The organism is Gordonia cholesterolivorans (genome assembly GCF_039531975.1).
Lineage (GTDB): Bacteria > Actinomycetota > Actinomycetes > Mycobacteriales > Mycobacteriaceae > Gordonia > Gordonia sihwensis.
In genome coordinates, this window is the sequence record NZ_BAAARB010000024.1 from 35,904 (window position 1) to 51,547 (window position 15,644).

The window sequence follows — 15,644 nt, forward strand, 5'->3', positions numbered from 1 at the left end:
ACGCGTCAGCGGTCCGCGTCGTCGACCTGCTCGCGGCCGCGGCGCCATCCGCCCTTCTCCGGCGGGGCCTCCCCGAAGTGGTCGGGGTCGCCGGTGCCGTACCAGGCGACGAGGACCGCGCCGACCACGGCGCCGATGAAGCCGACCACCGCGAGCCAGCCGAGACCGGGGTGTGCGCTGTCGCCCAGGAAGGCCACGCCGATGATGCTGGGGCCCGCGGTCTCACCGACCACCAGCATCGCGGTCACGCCGCTGACGGCACCGACCTGCAGCGCCACCGTCTGCACGTAGAAACCGATCGCTCCGGCGATCGCGATCGACCACGCCGCGGGGTCACCCAGGATGGTCAGGATGTCGAACTTCTCCAGGCCGTCGAGCACCCGGACCGAACACGCGATCACGCCGAACAGCAGCCCCGCGCCGGCACCGCCGATCGGCGCGGCCAACTTACCGCCCCGGTACACGCCGACCAGGGAGACGGTGCACAGCAGGATGGTCGCGATCATCAGACCCCAGTGGAAGGTCATCGACGCGCTGTCCTTGACGCCCGGGGACGACGACACGCCGAGCAGGAACAGGGAGAGCACCACGAGCCAGATCGCGACCCAGTCACGGGTGTGCAGAACGATATTGAGCAGGAGTGTTCCGAGCAGTGCCGTGACGACGAGGTTGGCGGACACGATCGACTGAGCCAGGAACAGCGGCAGGAAACGCGCGGCGACGGCGCCGCCCGCGAAGCCGACGATGACCATGACAGTCCCGAGGATGAACGCGGGATCGACGAGCGTGGAGAAGGTCGACTCGACCGACGGCGAGTTGTCGCCGCCGACCCCGGCCTTGCCCTCTTCCCGCTGCTCCACCGCGACCCGGCGGGCGCCGAGTGCTCGGAGCACGGTCGAGACTCCGTAGGCCACCGCGGCCATCGACGCCGCAATGATCCCGATTACGTACAACGAAGAATCCCCTGAGTCGTGAATGAGTACTCGGTAAGAACACGCTACACGTGAGGCTTGTTCACTTGTCTACTCTGTATCTGTGGTCTCCGGTACGCGCAAACATGTCCTCATCACCTTCGGCAGGTCGTTTCTGACGCTCAACCTGGCGCGACAGTTCGCCGCTGCCGGGCACACGGTGTCGACGTGCGACAGCCTCCCGATCACGGTGAGCCGCTTCTCGAACGCCGTCTCGTCGTTCCATCGGGTCAGTCCGCCCAAGTTCAAGCCGCAGGAGTACTGCCGCGAGATCGCCGAACTGGTCAAGTCCGAGGGCATCGACATGGTGATCCCCATCCACGAGGAGACCGACATCCTCTCGATGATGGCCGGTCTGTTCCCGCCGACATGCGAGCTGTTCCTGTCGCCATTCGAGGTGGAGGACATGCTCCACAACAAGTTCTCCTTCCAGGAGGCGCTGGTGGAGCGGGGCTTTCCCACGCTCAAGTTCAAGAAGCTGGCCTCGGCGCAGGACACGGTCGGGCTCGACTTCGACACGCCCTTCGCCATCAAGCAGACGTACTCCCGCGGCTCGCAGAAGGTCTACAAGGCGCAGCCGGGCGAATCCCTCGACTTCCTCACCTACGACGAGACCAACCCGTGGATCGCCCAGGAGTGGATGGAGGGCGACCGGTACTGCACCTACTCGGTGTGCCGTGACGGCGAGGTCTTCGCCCACGCCACCTATCCCGTCGACTACGCCATCGACGGCAGCTCGTGCCTGACCTTCACGCAGGTCGATCACCAGCCGATCCTCGACTGGGTGCAGCGCTTCGCGAAGTCGGTGAACTTCACCGGCCACATGGGACTCGACTTCATCGACCACCCCGAGAAGGGGCTGTACACGATCGAATGCAATCCGCGGGGCACCAGCGGAATCATGATGTACACCAGGCAGAATCGCCTCGACCGCGCGTTCTTCGGCGAGAACACCGAGATCATCAGCCCGCCCGAGAACCGCACTCGGATGATCGGCGTCGGCATGACCCTCTACGGCTGGCGCAAGTCCAGCCGAGGTGGGCGCAGCCTGCGGCAGTTCGTGCGCGACTTCCGTGCGGCGAGCGACGTGATCTGGGATTCCGAGGACCGGCTGCCCGCGCTGATGCTGATTCCGGCCTACATGGCGATCCTGAGTCACGGATTCCGATACAAGGTGGGCCTCGCGGAGGCTTTCATGCACGACCACGAGTGGGACGGGCACAAGGTCTGAGAGCCGCACTCCCCGAACGGAGCCGCGCGGCTACGACGCCGTGACCTTGCGGCAGAACTCGACCAGCAGGGCCGTCGCGCGGCGATCGGGGTCGAGCATGAGCCCGCCGTGCGCGAGTCCGTCGAGTTCGTGGAAGTCGGCGATCGGCATGTGCGACGCGGCTTCGCGACTGCCCGACGGCGGAAAGAAGACGTCGTGCTGGTAGGCGACGACGAGCGCCGGAACGTCGATCGCGGCGAGGCGTTCGGGCGTCGGCTCCTTGGCCAGCATCCATCCGTGAGACGCCGAGAGCTGGCCCTTGAGGCCGTCCGGTGACGCCCACACCGGCTCGCCCGCCGTCAGCACCTCGCGCCAGGCGCGGACGGTCAGGTCGTCGCCGAGCATGCCCGGTCCGAGAGTGGTCATCAGTTGTTCGAAGACGGCGACCGCTTCGGGGATCTCACCGAGCCGCTCGATGAGCCCGAGTTCCATCTCGTTCACCATCTCCCCGATGGCGGACGACCGAAGCCCGGCGATCATTGCGAGACCGCGGATCCGTCCCGGCCACGACGACGCGAGGACCTGGGAGATGTAGCAGCCCATCGAGTAGCCGGCGATGACGGCGTCGTCCACCCCGAAGTGGCCGAGCACGGCGGCGGCGTCATCGGCCATCTCCGGGACCGAGTAGGGCGCGGGCGGCGCGGACGACGGCACGAGTCCGCGCGCCGAGTAGGTGATGACGGAGAACCCCGCCTCCACCAGTGCGGCGGGCACGCCGGTGAACTGCCAGACACCCGCCGGCATGCCGAGCCCGCCGTTGAGAAGAACGGTGGGGCCCTCACCGACGCGTGTGGCGGCGATACGAACGTCGGCGGCTGTCTGGATCAGTTCTGGCTTCGACTCTGGCTTCGACGCGGTCACGACTGCCGACGTTACTCGCGGCCGCGCAGACCCTCGACGATTCGCTGGAGACTCTCCGGCGTTCTCGCCATGACGGTCCCGGCGTCAGTGACGACCAGCGGCCGCTGGATGAGCGACGGGTGCGCGACCATCGCGTCGAGCAGCGCATCGTCGTCGGCTCCGTCGAGACCGAGGTCGGCATACAGCGGCTCCCCGCTCCGGACCGCGTCGCGCACCGACAGGCCCGCGGCCGCGATCAGTTCGGCGAGTGCGTCTCTGTCGGGGGTGTCGGTCAGATACTCCACGACGGTGACGTCGGCGCCGGCGTCGCGCAAGGCGTCGAGGGCGGTGCGGGACTTGCTGCAGCTCGCGTTGTAGTAGATGGTCGCGTCCACCGCGTCGTCCTTTCGGTATGTGTCTGCGGACGAGCGCAGAACGGGTGTCAGATCAGGCTCGACAAGGGTACTTCGGGGTCGGCCAGCGCGGCGGCGTCCACCGGGCGCCGTGCCTGCACCAGGGCTGCGATGTCGTCGCCGGCGTCCCAGATGTTCACGTTCATCCCGGCCAGAACGGTTCCGGCGTCGTCGAGCCAGAAGGCCAGGAACTCCAGCCCGGAGACGTCGCCGCGCGTCACCACGCGCCGGTAGCCCTCGGCGAGGCCCCGGTATTCCATTCCGAGGTCGTACTGATCGGTGAAGAAGTAGGGCATGCGGGTGTACTCGGTGCCGCGCCCGACGATGTTCTCCGCGACCACGGCGGGCTGGTTGAGAGCGTTGGCCCAGTGCTCGGTGCGGACCCGCGTCCGCAGGATCGGGTGCATGGCGGCGGCGATGTCGCCGGCCGCGTACACGTCCGCTGCGCTGGTCCGCAGCCGGCTGTCGGTGGCCACCCCGCCGTCGGCGAGCGTGAGCCCGGCGGCTTCGGCGAGCCCGGTCTCGGCCCGGGCTCCGACGGCGATGAGGACCGCGTCGGCCGTGACGGTCGCTCCGTCGTCGAGTTCGAGGCCGGTGGCCCGGCCGTCGGCGACGGTGATCGACGAGACCTTGCGCCCGGTGCGCAGGTCGACACCGTGCGCGCGATGCAGATCGGCGAAGGCAGCGCCGATCTCGGGTCCGAGCGCGGCCCGCAACGGCTGATCGGCGGCCTCCACCACGGTCACCTCCGTGTCGCGGCGCCGGGCCGCGGCCGCCACCTCCAGGCCGATCCAGCCTCCGCCGATCACCGCGAGCCGCTTGCCCTCGCCGAAGGTCTCCAGAAGTGCGGACGCCTCGTCCACGGTGCGGAGATAGTGAACGCCCGCCGCGTCGGCGCCGTCGATCGGCGGATGCACGGACGTCGACCCGGTGGCCAGCACCAGTGCGGAGTAGGCGACGGCACCGCCGCCGCTGAGACGCACGGTCCGCGATGCGGTGTCGACGGACTCGGCGCGCACGCCCAACCTCAGGTCGACGTCGTTATCTGCGTACCAGGCCTCGTCGTGGACGGTGAACTCCGGCAGCGACTTGCTTCCGGCTAGGAACTCCTTCGACAGCGGTGGGCGCTCATAGGGTGCGACGCGCTCGGCGGCGATCAGCACCACGCCGCCGGAGTATCCGTTCTCCCGCAATTGCTCGGCGGTCTTCGCTCCGGCGAGCCCGCCGCCGATGATCACGACGGGGTCGGAGGGTCGGTTCGGTCCGGTCATCTCACTTCTCCTCACTTCGCCTGTACAGCCGAGTCTAGAGACGTCCGGTGCGCGGGGAGAGGTGTACAGCGGCGTCGTCTGGCGCGCTGGGTGCGACTCAGGCTCCGGCGATCAGCATCACGCCGAGAGCGGCCATCACGGCGGCGATCGCGGTGTCGAGGACGCGCCACGCGCGCGCAGAGGCGAACACCGGCGCCATCCGCCGGGCGCCGAGGCCCAGCATCAGAAACCAGATCAGGGATGCGGTGCATGCGCCGATCGTGAACGACCACTTGGCGCCGCCGTGACTGTTGGCGATCGATCCGAGGGTGAGAACCGTGTCGAGGTAGGTATGGGGGTTGAGCCAGGTCAGAGCGAGTGCGGTGCCCAGTGCCGCCCACAGCCCCACGGTCCGTCCGGAGCCGGAGCCGGAGCCGGAGTGCGCGGGTCCGGAGCCAGGGCGAAGAGCGCGCCGCGCGGCGAGGGCGGCCAAGACGAGCAAGTAGCCGCCGCCGACGACCTCAGCGATCGCGACGGCGCTCGGATGAGCGGAGACCAAGGCGCCGAGCCCCGCCGTTCCCGCGCTGATCAGGACGATGTCGGAGACCACGCAGACCGCGATCACCGGGAGTACGTAGGCACCACTCACGCCTTGCCGGATGACATAGATGTTCTGCGGTCCGATCGCGATGATGAGGCCCGCGCCGGTCACGAGGCCGGCGACCGCGGCGAGAAGGTACGTGCTGATCACGTGAGTCCACGCTAGGAACGTCGACCTCATTAGTCCAACAAATGAGTCTTAGTAAAGATTAGAATGACTTAATATGGAGTTTCCGGTTGAAGGACTCGTGACGCTGGCCACCGTCCTCCGTGAGGGCACATTCGAGGCGGCGGCGGCATCGCTGCACGTCACGCCGTCCGCGGTGAGCCAGCGGATCAAGGCGCTGGAGCAGTCGGTGGGGAGAGTGCTGGTGCGCCGCACCAAGCCCGCGACGCCGACCGTCGACGGCGAGGTGCTCGCCCGGCTCGGCGAACAGTGGGAGGTCCTGGTGGCCGAGGCCCGGGGCGCGCTGATCGGGACCGCGCCGGAGTTCGACGGCGACCCAAGGCATCTGCCGCGGGTGGAGCTGTCGATCGCCTGCAACGCAGACTCGTTGGCGACGTGGTTCCTTCCGGTGCTCGCCGAACTCCACCGCGAGCACGCCGTCTCGATCGACGTCAACCGTGACGACGAGTCGATCACCACCGCGCTGCTTCGGTCGGGCGACGTGATCGGGGCCGTCACCTCCGACCCGGTCGGTGTGCGGGGCTGCGAGACCATCGAACTCGGTTCCCTGCGGTACTTCGCGGTCGCTTCGCCGGCGTTCATCGAGTACTGGCTGCCCCACGGCGTACGGGCCCGCGACATGCGCTACGCGCCGATGGTGATGTTCGACAGCAACGACCATCTGCAGATCAAAACGCTGAAACAGCTCGTCGCCGAACCGATCTCACCGCCCGTCCACTACATTCCGGCGGCCGCGGAGTACCGGCGGGCCATCGCCGCCGGCATCGGTTGGGGAGCGGTTCCCGAAGTGGATCTCGACGACGAGCACACCGGGCGAGACCTGGTGAAACTGTCGCAGACGCCGGTCGACGTACCGCTGTTCTGGCAGTACTGGAAGCTGCGGTCGCCGGCCGTGACCGCACTCACCGAGATCATCGTCGCGCACGCGCGGGCCGGCCTGGTGCCACGCCGTCGCGCGACCGCCGTGCAGGCCCGCCCGTCTGGCAGCCGCTGAGCGCGTCAGCCGACCGCGGTCGGTCAGCCGGCCGATTCCAGAATCATGGTGACGGCCATGCCGCTGCCCGCGCAGATCGAGACCAGCGCGCGCGAGCCCGGTTGGGAGGCGAGGAGTTTGGCGACCGTTGCGACGATGCGGCCGCCGGTGGCGCCGAAGGGATGACCGGTGGCCAGCGAGCCGCCGCGCACATTGAGGCGGCTGCGGTCGATCTCGCCGAGTGCCCGGTCGCGGCCCAGAGCCGTCCTGCAGAACTCATCGTCGTTCCAGGCGGCCAGCGTCGAGAGCACCTGGGAGGCGAAGGCCTCGTGGATCTCGTAGAAGTCGAAGTCCTGCAGGGCGAGGCCGTTGCGGCGCAGCAGTTCGTCGACCGCGTACACCGGCGCCATCAGCACGCCCTGCGTCTTCGGGTCGCCGTCCACGTAGTCGACCGCCCAGCTCTGTGCGTCCACCAGCCGGGCGAGCGGGGGCAGATCGCGGCTCTGCGCCCACGCGGCCGTGCCCATCAGAACCGACGACGCCCCGTCGGTCAGCGTGGTCGAGTTCGCCGGCGTCATTGTGCCGTCGGGCCCGCCGAAACACGGTGCGAGCGCCGCGACCCGTTCGGCGGTCAAACCGCGTCGCAGGTTGTCGTCCTCGGCGAGCCCGGCGAACGGGGTCAGCAGGTCGTCGAAGAATCCGTCGTCGTAGGCCCGCGCCAGATTGTGGTGGGAGTCGAGCGCGATGCGGTCCTGGTCGGCGCGAGTGACGTTCCACGCCGCGCCGGTCACCGCCTGGGCGGCCCCGGGAACGAGGTTGGTTCGGCGCTCGGCGGGGCTGGGGACGTCGAAGTCCAATGACAGCGGGATCTGCACGGCCTCGCGCAGGCGGTCGGGGAGGCTGCGGGCAGCGTTGACCCGGACGAGCCGGTTGCGCAGCCGAGGACCGAATCCGATCGGCGGATCGGAGGTGGTGTCGGCACCGCATGCGACGCCGGACTCGATCTGGCCGCACGCGATCTTGTTCGCGATGTGAACCACGGCCTGGCCTCCGGTGGCGCACTGCTGCTGCACGTCCACGGTGGGAGTAGCCCGCGACAGCGGGGTGTCGAGAAGGCTTTCGCGGGTGAGGCTGTGGTCGCGGGCGAGCTTGACGACAGCGCCGCCGGCCACCTCGCCCAGGCGTACGTCGTGGAGACCGAAGCGGTCGACGAGGCCGTTCAGCGCGGCGGTGAGCATCGTCTGGTTCGTCTCGCCCAGGTAGGCGCCGTTGGAACGAGCGAAGGGGATCCGGTTACCGCCCAGGACATAGACGTTCTGGAGTTCGCGAGGTGACATGGTCCAGAAAGCTACCATCAGCCGATGTAAACGTTCTCGGGGCCGTCGACGGGACTCGGCGCGAACCGGTCGGGCGCCGACCTCGGTAGACTCCGACGTCGTGCACGGATTACGAGCCAGATCCGCCTTCGTCGGCGCGATGCTGGTGTTGGCGGGGGTCTGCTACTCGTCGTGGGTGCTCGACCTGTTCCTGCATTCCGGACTCGATCCGATGCGCTCGTTCCTGTCCGAGCTCGACAGCGGCCACATGCCGCACCGCGATGTCTACGTGACCGGCGACGTGCTGACCGGGGTCTTCTCGCTGCTCGCCGCGTTCGGCCTCGGTTGGCCGCCGTCGCTGGTGCGCAACAGGTTCTCGATCACCGCCGCGGTGGCGATCGGCGCGTTCGGTGCGTCGACCATCGCCGACGCGCTGATGCCGATCGAGTGTCTGGCCGGTCGCGACCCGGGGTGCCCATCCGAATCACGCGGCCTGCTGCCGCAGTTGCAGCACGTTCACGCCCTCACGAGCTCGCTCGCGGTGTTCGCGATCTTCGTGGCGATGGTCGCGGCGTCATTGGCGGCCTGGCGGCGGGGCGACTGGGCGTGGCTGCGTTACGGGGGCGGTCTGGTCTTCGCCGTCGTCGTGCTCGCGACCGTCTGGATGCTGGCCGCCGACCGGCTCGGCGGCGACTACCGGCTGGGACTGGCCCAGCGGATCCAGGTCGGCGGGATGAGCCTGTGGCTGGCGTTCTGGGGCGTCGCGATCGCCCGGTGGGGACGCGGCGCGCGTGCCGCCTCCGCGAAGTCGGCGGACGACGGCACCGCAGGCTAACGGCCCTTGGGTCGCGTCTCGCCGCGCAGCCAGGCCGGGATGTCGGTCTCCAGTCGCGGCCGGGCGGGATCCATCACGACGCGGACCACATCGCTGTTCAGGCGCGGCACCATTCGCGCACCGAGGAGATCGTGCACCGCGTCCGGAACGTCGACCACCGAGCCGACCACACCGACGAGGTCGCCGAGTGATTCGCCGAACGGGTTCACCAGGCTCACGTCGAGCGGGTTCTTGACCGAGAGAGCGATCGGGCCGTCGTCGTGCTGCGTCCGCTGGAACAGGAATCCCACGCTGGTGCAGGAGTCGGTCACCGAGTTTCCGGAGCGGACCTCGGCGGTGCCGAAGGCCGCCGTACAGATCGCGCCGTTGCCGGGCCCCTTGCCACTGCTCGCCGAGGTGACCCCGCCGAACGCCGTGGTCGTCGTGGTGCGTCCGCGGGCGTCGGCGGTGCTGAAGGCGAGTGCCGCGGGGAGGGCGGTGGCCTCGGCGCGCGCGCCCGTCACCGTTGCCACCGCCACGGAGGCTCCGAGCACCGTCGCATTGGCCGAGGCCTTTCCGCCGAGGAGACCGGCGGCGACACCGAGGCTCAGCACATTGGCGAGCGAATGCGCCTCACCGCCGGTGACCGCGATCGCGGCGGTGATCCCGCCGCCCGCGATGGAGGCCTTGGTCGGCAGTGCCGGACCGACGGCGATCGCCTGGTTGAGGTCCCGCAGGATCGGTTCCTGACCGAACAGGCGGAGCAACCCGTCACCCAGTGCCGCCGTGACCGGTGCCGCCCGTTTGCAGTCGGCGGTGATCGGGATCAGGACGTTGCCGTTGATCGGATTGCGGATGCTCGCATCGGCCGATTCACCGGGTGCGCATGTCGCCGATACCCCCGGAGTCGACGCCGCGTGCGCCGGTGCCGCTGACGCGCCTGCGGCGACGATGGCCACGGCGGAGGCGGCCAGGATCCGTCGAGTCGTGAGCTTGGACATCTGAAGCCTCCCCTGGTCGGCGACCCGCGACGAGATGCGACGAACGACTGAGATGGATTGCTTGAAACTAGCGCCGTCAGTCGGTCGGGGGAGGGGTTTTCAGTGAAAAGTCCGATGGATCGGGACTGTGCGGTGTAGGTACTTCGACGTCAGCGCCGGTACGTCGTGGTGAAGGCCTCCGTCGGCCCGGACGCGTTCGCGGCCACTTCGTGGGCCGTCAGAACCACCGATGTGGAATCGATCGCGAGCGTCATGAATCCGCGGTCGCGGTAGTTCTCGTACTTGGCCCGGAAGCGGCCGGCGGAGCGGCCGTTCACCGACTTCGCCGCGGCCCCGGACACGATCTGGCGCGTGCCCTTGAGCCCGGAGACGTTCTCGAGGACCTGCTGGCTGTGATCGTGTCCGGAGAACAGGAAGTGCGCGCGGCCCGCGACGTGCTTCTCGATGAACCGCTTCATCTCCACGCCGTTCAGCGGGGCCGGGAGGCCGTCGAAGTCGCCCGCCGGCCCGTGTGGTCCGTTGTTCGCGTACGGGTGATGGGTGCAGACGATCTTCCAGGGTGCGGTCGAAGTCCGCAGCGCGCGGTCGAGCCACGCCGCCTGGCGCGTCATGTAGTGACCGCCGGGCTCCCACTCGGGGGACAGGAAGGGCGGAATGTAGGCGGCGAGGGGGTTCATGTCGAGGACGAAGACGTCGGCGACGCCGAGCGGGACGCTGTAATAGCGCGCGGGCATGTACCAGCGGCGGGAGCGCCGGTGGTAGGCCACCTCGGCGTCGCCGCGCAGCAGCCAGCCGCCGTCGCCGGGGAACACGGCGGTGTTGTCGTGATTGCCGAGCGTCATCAGCCACGGGAAGTCGAGACCGGCGTTCGGCTTCTCGAACTTGGTGGTGAATTGATGGTCGTCCGGGCCCTTCGGGCCGGTCTCGTAGATGTTGTCGCCGAGACCGAGGGCGAGGTCGAACGGAGTGGTCGCGTGGATCCTCCGAGCGGCGGCGGTTACCGCGTACTGGGGCTTCTCGCCGGTGCCCGCGTCGCCGGTCACCAGGACGTGGAGGCTCGACGCCTTCGACGGGAGGGGGAAGCGGGACGCGGCGGAGGCGGTTCCGGCTCCCCGGGCGGTGGATCCCAGTGCTCCGAGGCCGGCGGCCGCGCCGGTGGCGGCGGCGCCCGCGAGGAAGGTGCGTCGATCGAGGCCGCGGCGGTGCGGCTGGGGGCTGTTGTCGGTCATGGGCGTGATGGTTCCACGTCTACGTGAACGAAAGGTGTTCGATTCCAGCACTATTCGCCATGTCGGCGCCGACTTGCGTTTACTGACGAGTAACCTGCCTCTGCCAGCCTTCTCGCGATGTCTGAGAAACGAACCTCCCTCCCTGTCTCCCGGCGTGCCTTCATGGGCGCCGCCGGGGCCGGCGCGCTGGCCCTCGGTGTTCCCTCTGTCGTCGCGGCGGGTGTCGCCCGCGGCGCGCCCGGCCCGCGGGCGGCGTTCCAGCACGGAGTGGCCTCCGGCGATCCGCTGCCGAACGGTGTCATCCTCTGGACGCGCGTCACTCCGACCGCGGAGGCGACGCCCGGCTCCGGACGCGGGCCGTCGTCGAATCTGGTCTGGGAGGTGTCGGCGGACGAGCACTTCGGATCGACGGTCGCCTCGGGCTCGGTCACCACCGACGCCTCACGCGATCACACGGTGAAGGTCGACGTCGGCGGACTCGCGCCGGCCCGCGTCTACTGGTACCGGTTCCGGGTCACCGGAGGGCCGGCTGCGGGCGCCGTGTCGCCGGTCGGCCGCACCAAGACCGCGCCCGCCACCGACGCCGATGTCGCGAAGGCTCGCTTCGGAGTCGTGAGCTGCTCCAACTGGGAGGCGGGCTATTTCGCGGCCTATCGGCACCTGGCCAAGCGGACGGAGCTCGACGCCGTCATTCATCTCGGTGATTACATCTACGAGTACGGCGCAGGCGAATACGGCGGGAAGAACGGCCCGGTGCGGATCCACCGCCCGGCGCACGACATCGTCTCGCTGGCGGACTACCGCATCCGACACGGCCAGTACAAGACCGACCCCGACCTGCAGCAACTGCATCGCGCGCTCCCATTCATCGCGACCTGGGACGATCACGAGACCGCCGACAACTCGTATCGCTCGGGGGCGGAGAATCACGATCCCGCCAGGCAGGGGTCGTGGGCGGCACGAAAGGCCAACGCGGACAAGGCGTATTACGAGTGGATGCCGGTGCGGCCGGTCGTCTCGGCGAACAACCGGCACATCTACCGGCGATTGCGTTACGGGAGGCTGCTCGAGTTGTCGATGCTCGATCTGCGGACCTATCGGGACCGCGAGGCGTCGAGGTTCAGCAAGCAGTCCGACGCCGGCGCCACCACGATCACCGGTCGTGCGCAGATGGAGTGGGTCACCGGCGGCATCGTCACCTCCACCACCCGATGGCAGCTCATCGGCAACTCCGTGATGATCTCGCCGGTGCTGTTGCCGCCGCTGAACCCGGACACGACCAAGGCGATCACCGATCTGATCGGTATTCCGGAGAACGGCGTGCCCTTCAACACCGACCAGTGGGACGGCTACACGAAGGATCGAGCGCGACTGCTCGACGCCGCCGACCGCGCGGGCAAGAAGAATCTGGTGTTCCTCACCGGCGACATCCACATGTCGTGGGCCAATGAGATTCCGCGCAAGCCCGCCGACTATCCGGGCGCGGGCACACTCGGCACGGAGTTCGTGGTGACCTCGGTGACGTCGAACAATCTCGACGACATGGTGAAGGCGCCCGAGCACACGGTCGGGAACGCCGCCGCGGCCGCCATCACGGCGACGAATCGGCACGCCCGCTGGGTCGACACGGACGCCCACGGGTACGGGGTGCTGACCGTCGATCCCGCAGCGGCCCAGATGGACTGGTACTCGCTCAACGACCGCGCCGACCGGCACACCGGCGAGTATCACGCGCAGTCGTGGAAGGTGCGCTCCGGAACCCGCCGCATGACCAAGGTCTCCGGCCCGGCGAGCTGACTCATGCGATCAGCCGTGCCGCTGATAGCTCAGTGATATCATCCTGCTAGTGGTGGACGACCGGTCCGCCGTCGACGGGAGGGTGTCGCTGTGGACTTTCGGAATGCATGGCGGACCAACGGGTTCATCGGTCTGCTCGGATCGCTGGTGGTGGTGATCGCCTGCGTGGTGGCGGTGATCGCGACCATCGCGGCGGTGTCGGACGGGGCGTCGCCCGCGCTCATCGTCGTCACCGTGCTCGCGGTGATCGTGGGCTTCGCGGCCCTGCTGACGATGACCGGTCTGACGACGGTCAGCCCCAACGAGGCCAAGGTGCTGCAGTTCTTCGGCCGCTACATCGGTTCGGTGAGCGACGCGGGCTTCTTCCTCGTGACGCCGCTGACCGATCGCCGGACCATCTCGCTGCGTATCCGCAACTTCGAGACTCAGAAGCTCAAGGTCAACGATGCGGACGGCAATCCGGTCGAGATCGCGGCGGTGGTGGTCTATCGCGTCGTCGACAGTTTCAAGGCTGCGTTCGCTGTGGACGACTACGAGGAGTACGTCGCCATCCAGTCGGAGGCGGCGGTACGTCATCTGGCTACGAGCTATCCGTACGACTCGCATCAGACCGACACCATCAGCCTGCGCGACGGTGCCACCATCGCGGAGGAGATGACCGTCGAACTGCGTGAGCGCACCCAGATGGCGGGCATCGAGATCATCGAGGCTCGGATCACGCACCTGGCCTACGCGCCCGAGATCGCGCAGGCGATGCTCGTCCGACAGCAGGCCGCGCAGGTGGTCGCGGCGCGTCAGCAGATCGTCGAGGGTGCGGTGGGGATGGTCGGTCTCGCGCTCGACCGGCTCGCCGAACAGGGCGTCGTCGAGCTGGACGAGGAGCGTCGCGCGGCGATGGTCTCGAATCTGCTGGTGGTGCTGTGCGGTGACCGTGCCACGCAGCCGGTGGTCAACGCGGGAACCCTGTACGCCTGATGACCGAGCAGTCGGGCGCTTCCCGTCCGGCGAAGCGCGAGCAGAAGAAGGTGCTGCTGCGGCTGGACCCGGACGTGCATGCGGCGATCGCCAAATGGGCGGCGGACGACCTGCGCAGCGTCAACGGTCAGCTCGAGTACGCGCTTCGGTTGGCACTGAAGCAGGCCGGGCGGTGGCCGGATTGAGTGCCGGTCATCGTGCGGGCATCAGGCAGCTGGCCGGGGCTGCCACCAGTGAGCACACGGTCGCGGGACGGGTCGGCCGGTAGCGCGGCCCGACGCCGCCCTCGGCGGTGATGCCACGGAAGGCGGTCACGGCGTCGGTGGGGATCCGCCGGAGCGTGGGGTCGGTCTTGACGTTCACGGTGTAGAGACCGAATCTCGGTGTGTAGCTGCCCCATTCGTAGTTGTCGGTGAGACTCCAGTAGTTCATGCCGATCACCGGGAGTCCGTCGCGGCGGGCGCGCTGGATCCAGTAGACGAGGTCGCGGAGATGGTCGGCGCGCCGGTACCCGTCCGGCCGGGGCTTGCCGTTCTCGGTGGCCATGCCCGCCTCCACGACGTAGAGCGGCTTGCCCGGGAAGCGGTGCGCCATGTCGCGGAGCGCGTAGTACACGCCGTCGGTCGCCGCCGACGCCTTCCAGAACTCGCTCGTCGCGGCGTACACGGCCGTGGGGTCGGTCGGGGAGATGGAGTAGTAGTAATCGAGTCCGACGTAGTCGAGCTGGTTGCGGATGCGGTTGAGGAAGGCCTGGTCGAGGCCGGGCTCGATGGTCGGAATGTAGGCGACATTGGAGCTGACCTGGGCGCCAGGGTCTTTGGCGTGAATGTATCGGTAGATGGTCTGGTGGGCCTTGACGAGTCTGTCGACCATCAGCGTCACCGATTTCTTCGGTATGCCGCCGAATTGGACCTCTTTCAGGACGTACGCGGCCGGTTCGTTGATCGTGATCCAGAGCGGGTGGTACTTGGCGTAGCGGTCGACGACGATCCGGTTGTGCCGCAGCCAGGCGTCGAGTGTGCCGGGGTCGGACCATCCGCCGCGGTCGGCGATCCAACCCGGGTACACCCAGTGGTCGAGGGTGATCATCGGCCGCATTCCCGCGGCGACGATGGTGCGCACGACGTCGTCGTAGTAGTCGAGTTCTCGTGCAGCCAGGTGGCCGGGGCGCGGTTCGATGCGGGCCCATTCGATGCCGATGCGGTAGACCTTGGCGCCGAGGCTCTTCGCCAGCGCTATGTCTGATGCGTAGCGATGCCGGAAATCGACGGACGTCCCGATCGGATCGTCCGTCGCACCCTTCGCGATGTAGCGAGTCCAGTTGCTGTCGGGGGAGTCGCCTTCGGACTGGAAACCGGAGGAGGCGACACCCCAGAGGAACGTGGATGGCAGTGAGCCGGCCGGCTTGGCCTCGGCGGAGGCGGTGAGACTGGACGGGATCGCCGGGGTCAGTGCGGCACTCAACGCGAGCGCGAGGGCGAGAGCCGCAGCCAGGAGCAGAGCAGGATTGACTCGGACCGACATGGCGCGACGGCGCGACGGAGCCCCTCCCATGAGTGTGACGATAGTCTCATTTCGGGGGAAGTGGCTGCATTCGCGGTCCCGCGCGCCCGATCAGGCCGCGTGGTGCGGACGGGATCCGGCTCTCGGCTGTGCGGGTTGCGTCTGCGGAGGTGGTTGGGGGAGTTCTCGTGGGTGCAGGTGCCGTGCTTGTCCGGCGTGGTGGATGGGGTTGAGGAGCCAGGGTTCGTTAGTGGTGGCTGGTCGCCAGGCCATGCGTCCGGTGTGGGGTCCGTCGGGGAGGATGGTGGTTTCCCATTGTCCGCGTTTGGTGCCGACGGCGCGGTTGTGGCGTCCGCAGGCGGCGCCGAGGGCGTCGATTGAAGCGCCCTGGGTTTGTTGGAGGCTCCTGACCTTGGAAACGAGGATGGAGTTATGCCGAAGGAACTGGCGAATGGGAAGCCGACGACTCGTCGCTACTCGGTCGAGGAGAAGGCCGCCGCGGTGC

Annotated in this window: 15 protein-coding genes and 1 pseudogene; 6 read left to right on the forward strand and 10 right to left on the reverse strand. The window is 68.4% G+C overall.

Annotated features, from left to right (window positions below; all coding sequences use genetic code 11):
- Window positions 1–5: 5 nt before the first annotated feature.
- Window positions 6–953, reverse strand: a complete 948-nt coding sequence (locus tag ABFX36_RS16955; protein ID WP_346077513.1) for an EamA/RhaT family transporter — start codon at window positions 951–953, stop codon at window positions 6–8.
- An 82-nt stretch (window positions 954–1,035) separates the two neighbouring features.
- On the opposite strand from ABFX36_RS16955, the gene ABFX36_RS16960 reads away from it, so the two are divergent.
- Window positions 1,036–2,202, forward strand: a complete 1,167-nt coding sequence (locus ABFX36_RS16960; RefSeq protein WP_278125930.1) for an ATP-grasp domain-containing protein — start codon at window positions 1,036–1,038, stop codon at window positions 2,200–2,202.
- A 30-nt stretch (window positions 2,203–2,232) separates the two neighbouring features.
- Here the strand turns inward: ABFX36_RS16960 and ABFX36_RS16965 are convergent, their stop codons facing one another.
- The 4 genes from ABFX36_RS16965 to ABFX36_RS16980 form a co-directional block, all read right to left on the reverse strand.
- Window positions 2,233–3,102, reverse strand: a complete 870-nt coding sequence (locus tag ABFX36_RS16965; protein ID WP_346077514.1) for an alpha/beta fold hydrolase — start codon at window positions 3,100–3,102, stop codon at window positions 2,233–2,235.
- An 11-nt stretch (window positions 3,103–3,113) separates the two neighbouring features.
- Complete coding sequence (gene arsC / locus ABFX36_RS16970; RefSeq protein WP_006897006.1) at window positions 3,114–3,476, reverse strand: arsenate reductase (glutaredoxin); 363 nt, start codon at window positions 3,474–3,476, stop codon at window positions 3,114–3,116.
- Window positions 3,477–3,523: 47 nt separating this feature from the next.
- Window positions 3,524–4,765, reverse strand: a complete 1,242-nt coding sequence (locus tag ABFX36_RS16975) for an NAD(P)/FAD-dependent oxidoreductase (protein ID WP_346077516.1) — start codon at window positions 4,763–4,765, stop codon at window positions 3,524–3,526.
- Window positions 4,766–4,862: 97 nt separating this feature from the next.
- Entirely contained in the window at window positions 4,863–5,525 is a 663-nt protein-coding gene (locus ABFX36_RS16980) for a LysE/ArgO family amino acid transporter (protein WP_346077518.1), read from the reverse strand.
- Window positions 5,526–5,568: 43 nt separating this feature from the next.
- Here ABFX36_RS16980 and ABFX36_RS16985 point away from each other — a divergent pair, with 43 nt between their 5' ends.
- Window positions 5,569–6,525, forward strand: coding sequence for a LysR family transcriptional regulator ArgP (locus ABFX36_RS16985; protein WP_346077519.1), 957 nt, complete (start codon window positions 5,569–5,571; stop codon window positions 6,523–6,525).
- A gap of 23 nt (window positions 6,526–6,548) precedes the next feature.
- Here the strand turns inward: ABFX36_RS16985 and ABFX36_RS16990 are convergent, their stop codons facing one another.
- Entirely contained in the window at window positions 6,549–7,841 is a 1,293-nt protein-coding gene (locus tag ABFX36_RS16990) for an acetyl-CoA C-acetyltransferase (RefSeq protein WP_346077521.1), read from the reverse strand.
- A 139-nt stretch (window positions 7,842–7,980) separates the two neighbouring features.
- Between ABFX36_RS16990 and ABFX36_RS16995 the strand changes: the two genes are divergently transcribed.
- Window positions 7,981–8,655, forward strand: coding sequence for a DUF998 domain-containing protein (locus tag ABFX36_RS16995; RefSeq protein WP_045539986.1), 675 nt, complete (start codon window positions 7,981–7,983; stop codon window positions 8,653–8,655).
- Here the strand turns inward: ABFX36_RS16995 and ABFX36_RS17000 are convergent.
- Together ABFX36_RS17000 and ABFX36_RS17005 are read right to left on the reverse strand one after the other, a co-directional pair.
- Window positions 8,652–9,635, reverse strand: a complete 984-nt coding sequence (locus ABFX36_RS17000; protein ID WP_006897000.1) for a hypothetical protein — start codon at window positions 9,633–9,635, stop codon at window positions 8,652–8,654. The two genes, ABFX36_RS16995 and ABFX36_RS17000, sit on opposite strands and share 4 nt — an antisense overlap.
- Before the next feature lie 149 nt (window positions 9,636–9,784).
- Window positions 9,785–10,864 (reverse strand): metallophosphoesterase, encoded by a 1,080-nt coding sequence (locus tag ABFX36_RS17005; RefSeq protein ID WP_045539989.1) that lies wholly within the window; start codon window positions 10,862–10,864, stop codon window positions 9,785–9,787.
- A 162-nt stretch (window positions 10,865–11,026) separates the two neighbouring features.
- Here ABFX36_RS17005 and ABFX36_RS17010 point away from each other — a divergent pair, with 162 nt between their 5' ends.
- The 3 genes from ABFX36_RS17010 (at window position 11,027) to ABFX36_RS17020 (ending at window position 13,821) form a co-directional block, all read left to right on the forward strand.
- Window positions 11,027–12,661: an alkaline phosphatase D family protein gene (locus ABFX36_RS17010; protein WP_346077527.1), complete on the forward strand. Its 1,635-nt coding sequence runs from the start codon at window positions 11,027–11,029 to the stop codon at window positions 12,659–12,661.
- Between the two features lie 90 nt (window positions 12,662–12,751).
- Window positions 12,752–13,636, forward strand: coding sequence for an SPFH domain-containing protein (locus ABFX36_RS17015; protein WP_006896997.1), 885 nt, complete (start codon window positions 12,752–12,754; stop codon window positions 13,634–13,636).
- On the forward strand, window positions 13,636–13,821 hold the full coding sequence (locus ABFX36_RS17020) for a type II toxin-antitoxin system antitoxin (protein WP_006896996.1): 186 nt from the start codon (window positions 13,636–13,638) through the stop codon (window positions 13,819–13,821). The genes ABFX36_RS17015 and ABFX36_RS17020 overlap by 1 nt, the downstream gene beginning before the upstream one ends.
- A 7-nt stretch (window positions 13,822–13,828) precedes the next feature.
- On the opposite strand, the gene ABFX36_RS17025 is transcribed toward ABFX36_RS17020, so the two are convergent.
- Both ABFX36_RS17025 and ABFX36_RS17030 read right to left on the reverse strand, forming a co-directional pair.
- Window positions 13,829–15,160, reverse strand: a complete 1,332-nt coding sequence (locus ABFX36_RS17025; RefSeq protein WP_222110904.1) for a family 1 glycosylhydrolase — start codon at window positions 15,158–15,160, stop codon at window positions 13,829–13,831.
- A 90-nt stretch (window positions 15,161–15,250) separates the two neighbouring features.
- Window positions 15,251–15,517 (reverse strand): annotated as a pseudogene (locus ABFX36_RS17030) (HNH endonuclease signature motif containing protein); the annotation flags it as partial.
- Window positions 15,518–15,644 lie beyond the last annotated feature (127 nt).

What these genes read in the sequence shown, in the direction of transcription:
- ABFX36_RS16995 (WP_045539986.1), top strand. Translation starts at nt 7,981, where the DNA reads ATGCTGGTGTTGGCGGGGGTCTGCTACTCGTCGTGGGTGCTCGACCTG.
- ABFX36_RS16980 (WP_346077518.1), bottom strand. Translation starts at nt 5,525, where the DNA reads ATGAGGTCGACGTTCCTAGCGTGGACTCACGTGATCAGCACGTACCTT.
- ABFX36_RS16990 (WP_346077521.1), bottom strand. Translation starts at nt 7,841, where the DNA reads ATGTCACCTCGCGAACTCCAGAACGTCTATGTCCTGGGCGGTAACCGG.
- ABFX36_RS16975 (WP_346077516.1), bottom strand. Translation starts at nt 4,765, where the DNA reads ATGACCGGACCGAACCGACCCTCCGACCCCGTCGTGATCATCGGCGGC.
- ABFX36_RS17000 (WP_006897000.1), bottom strand. Translation starts at nt 9,635, where the DNA reads ATGTCCAAGCTCACGACTCGACGGATCCTGGCCGCCTCCGCCGTGGCC.
- ABFX36_RS17025 (WP_222110904.1), bottom strand. Translation starts at nt 15,160, where the DNA reads ATGTCGGTCCGAGTCAATCCTGCTCTGCTCCTGGCTGCGGCTCTCGCC.
- ABFX36_RS17010 (WP_346077527.1), top strand. Translation starts at nt 11,027, where the DNA reads ATGGGCGCCGCCGGGGCCGGCGCGCTGGCCCTCGGTGTTCCCTCTGTC.
- ABFX36_RS16985 (WP_346077519.1), top strand. Translation starts at nt 5,569, where the DNA reads ATGGAGTTTCCGGTTGAAGGACTCGTGACGCTGGCCACCGTCCTCCGT.
- ABFX36_RS17005 (WP_045539989.1), bottom strand. Translation starts at nt 10,864, where the DNA reads ATGACCGACAACAGCCCCCAGCCGCACCGCCGCGGCCTCGATCGACGC.
- ABFX36_RS17020 (WP_006896996.1), top strand. Translation starts at nt 13,636, where the DNA reads ATGACCGAGCAGTCGGGCGCTTCCCGTCCGGCGAAGCGCGAGCAGAAG.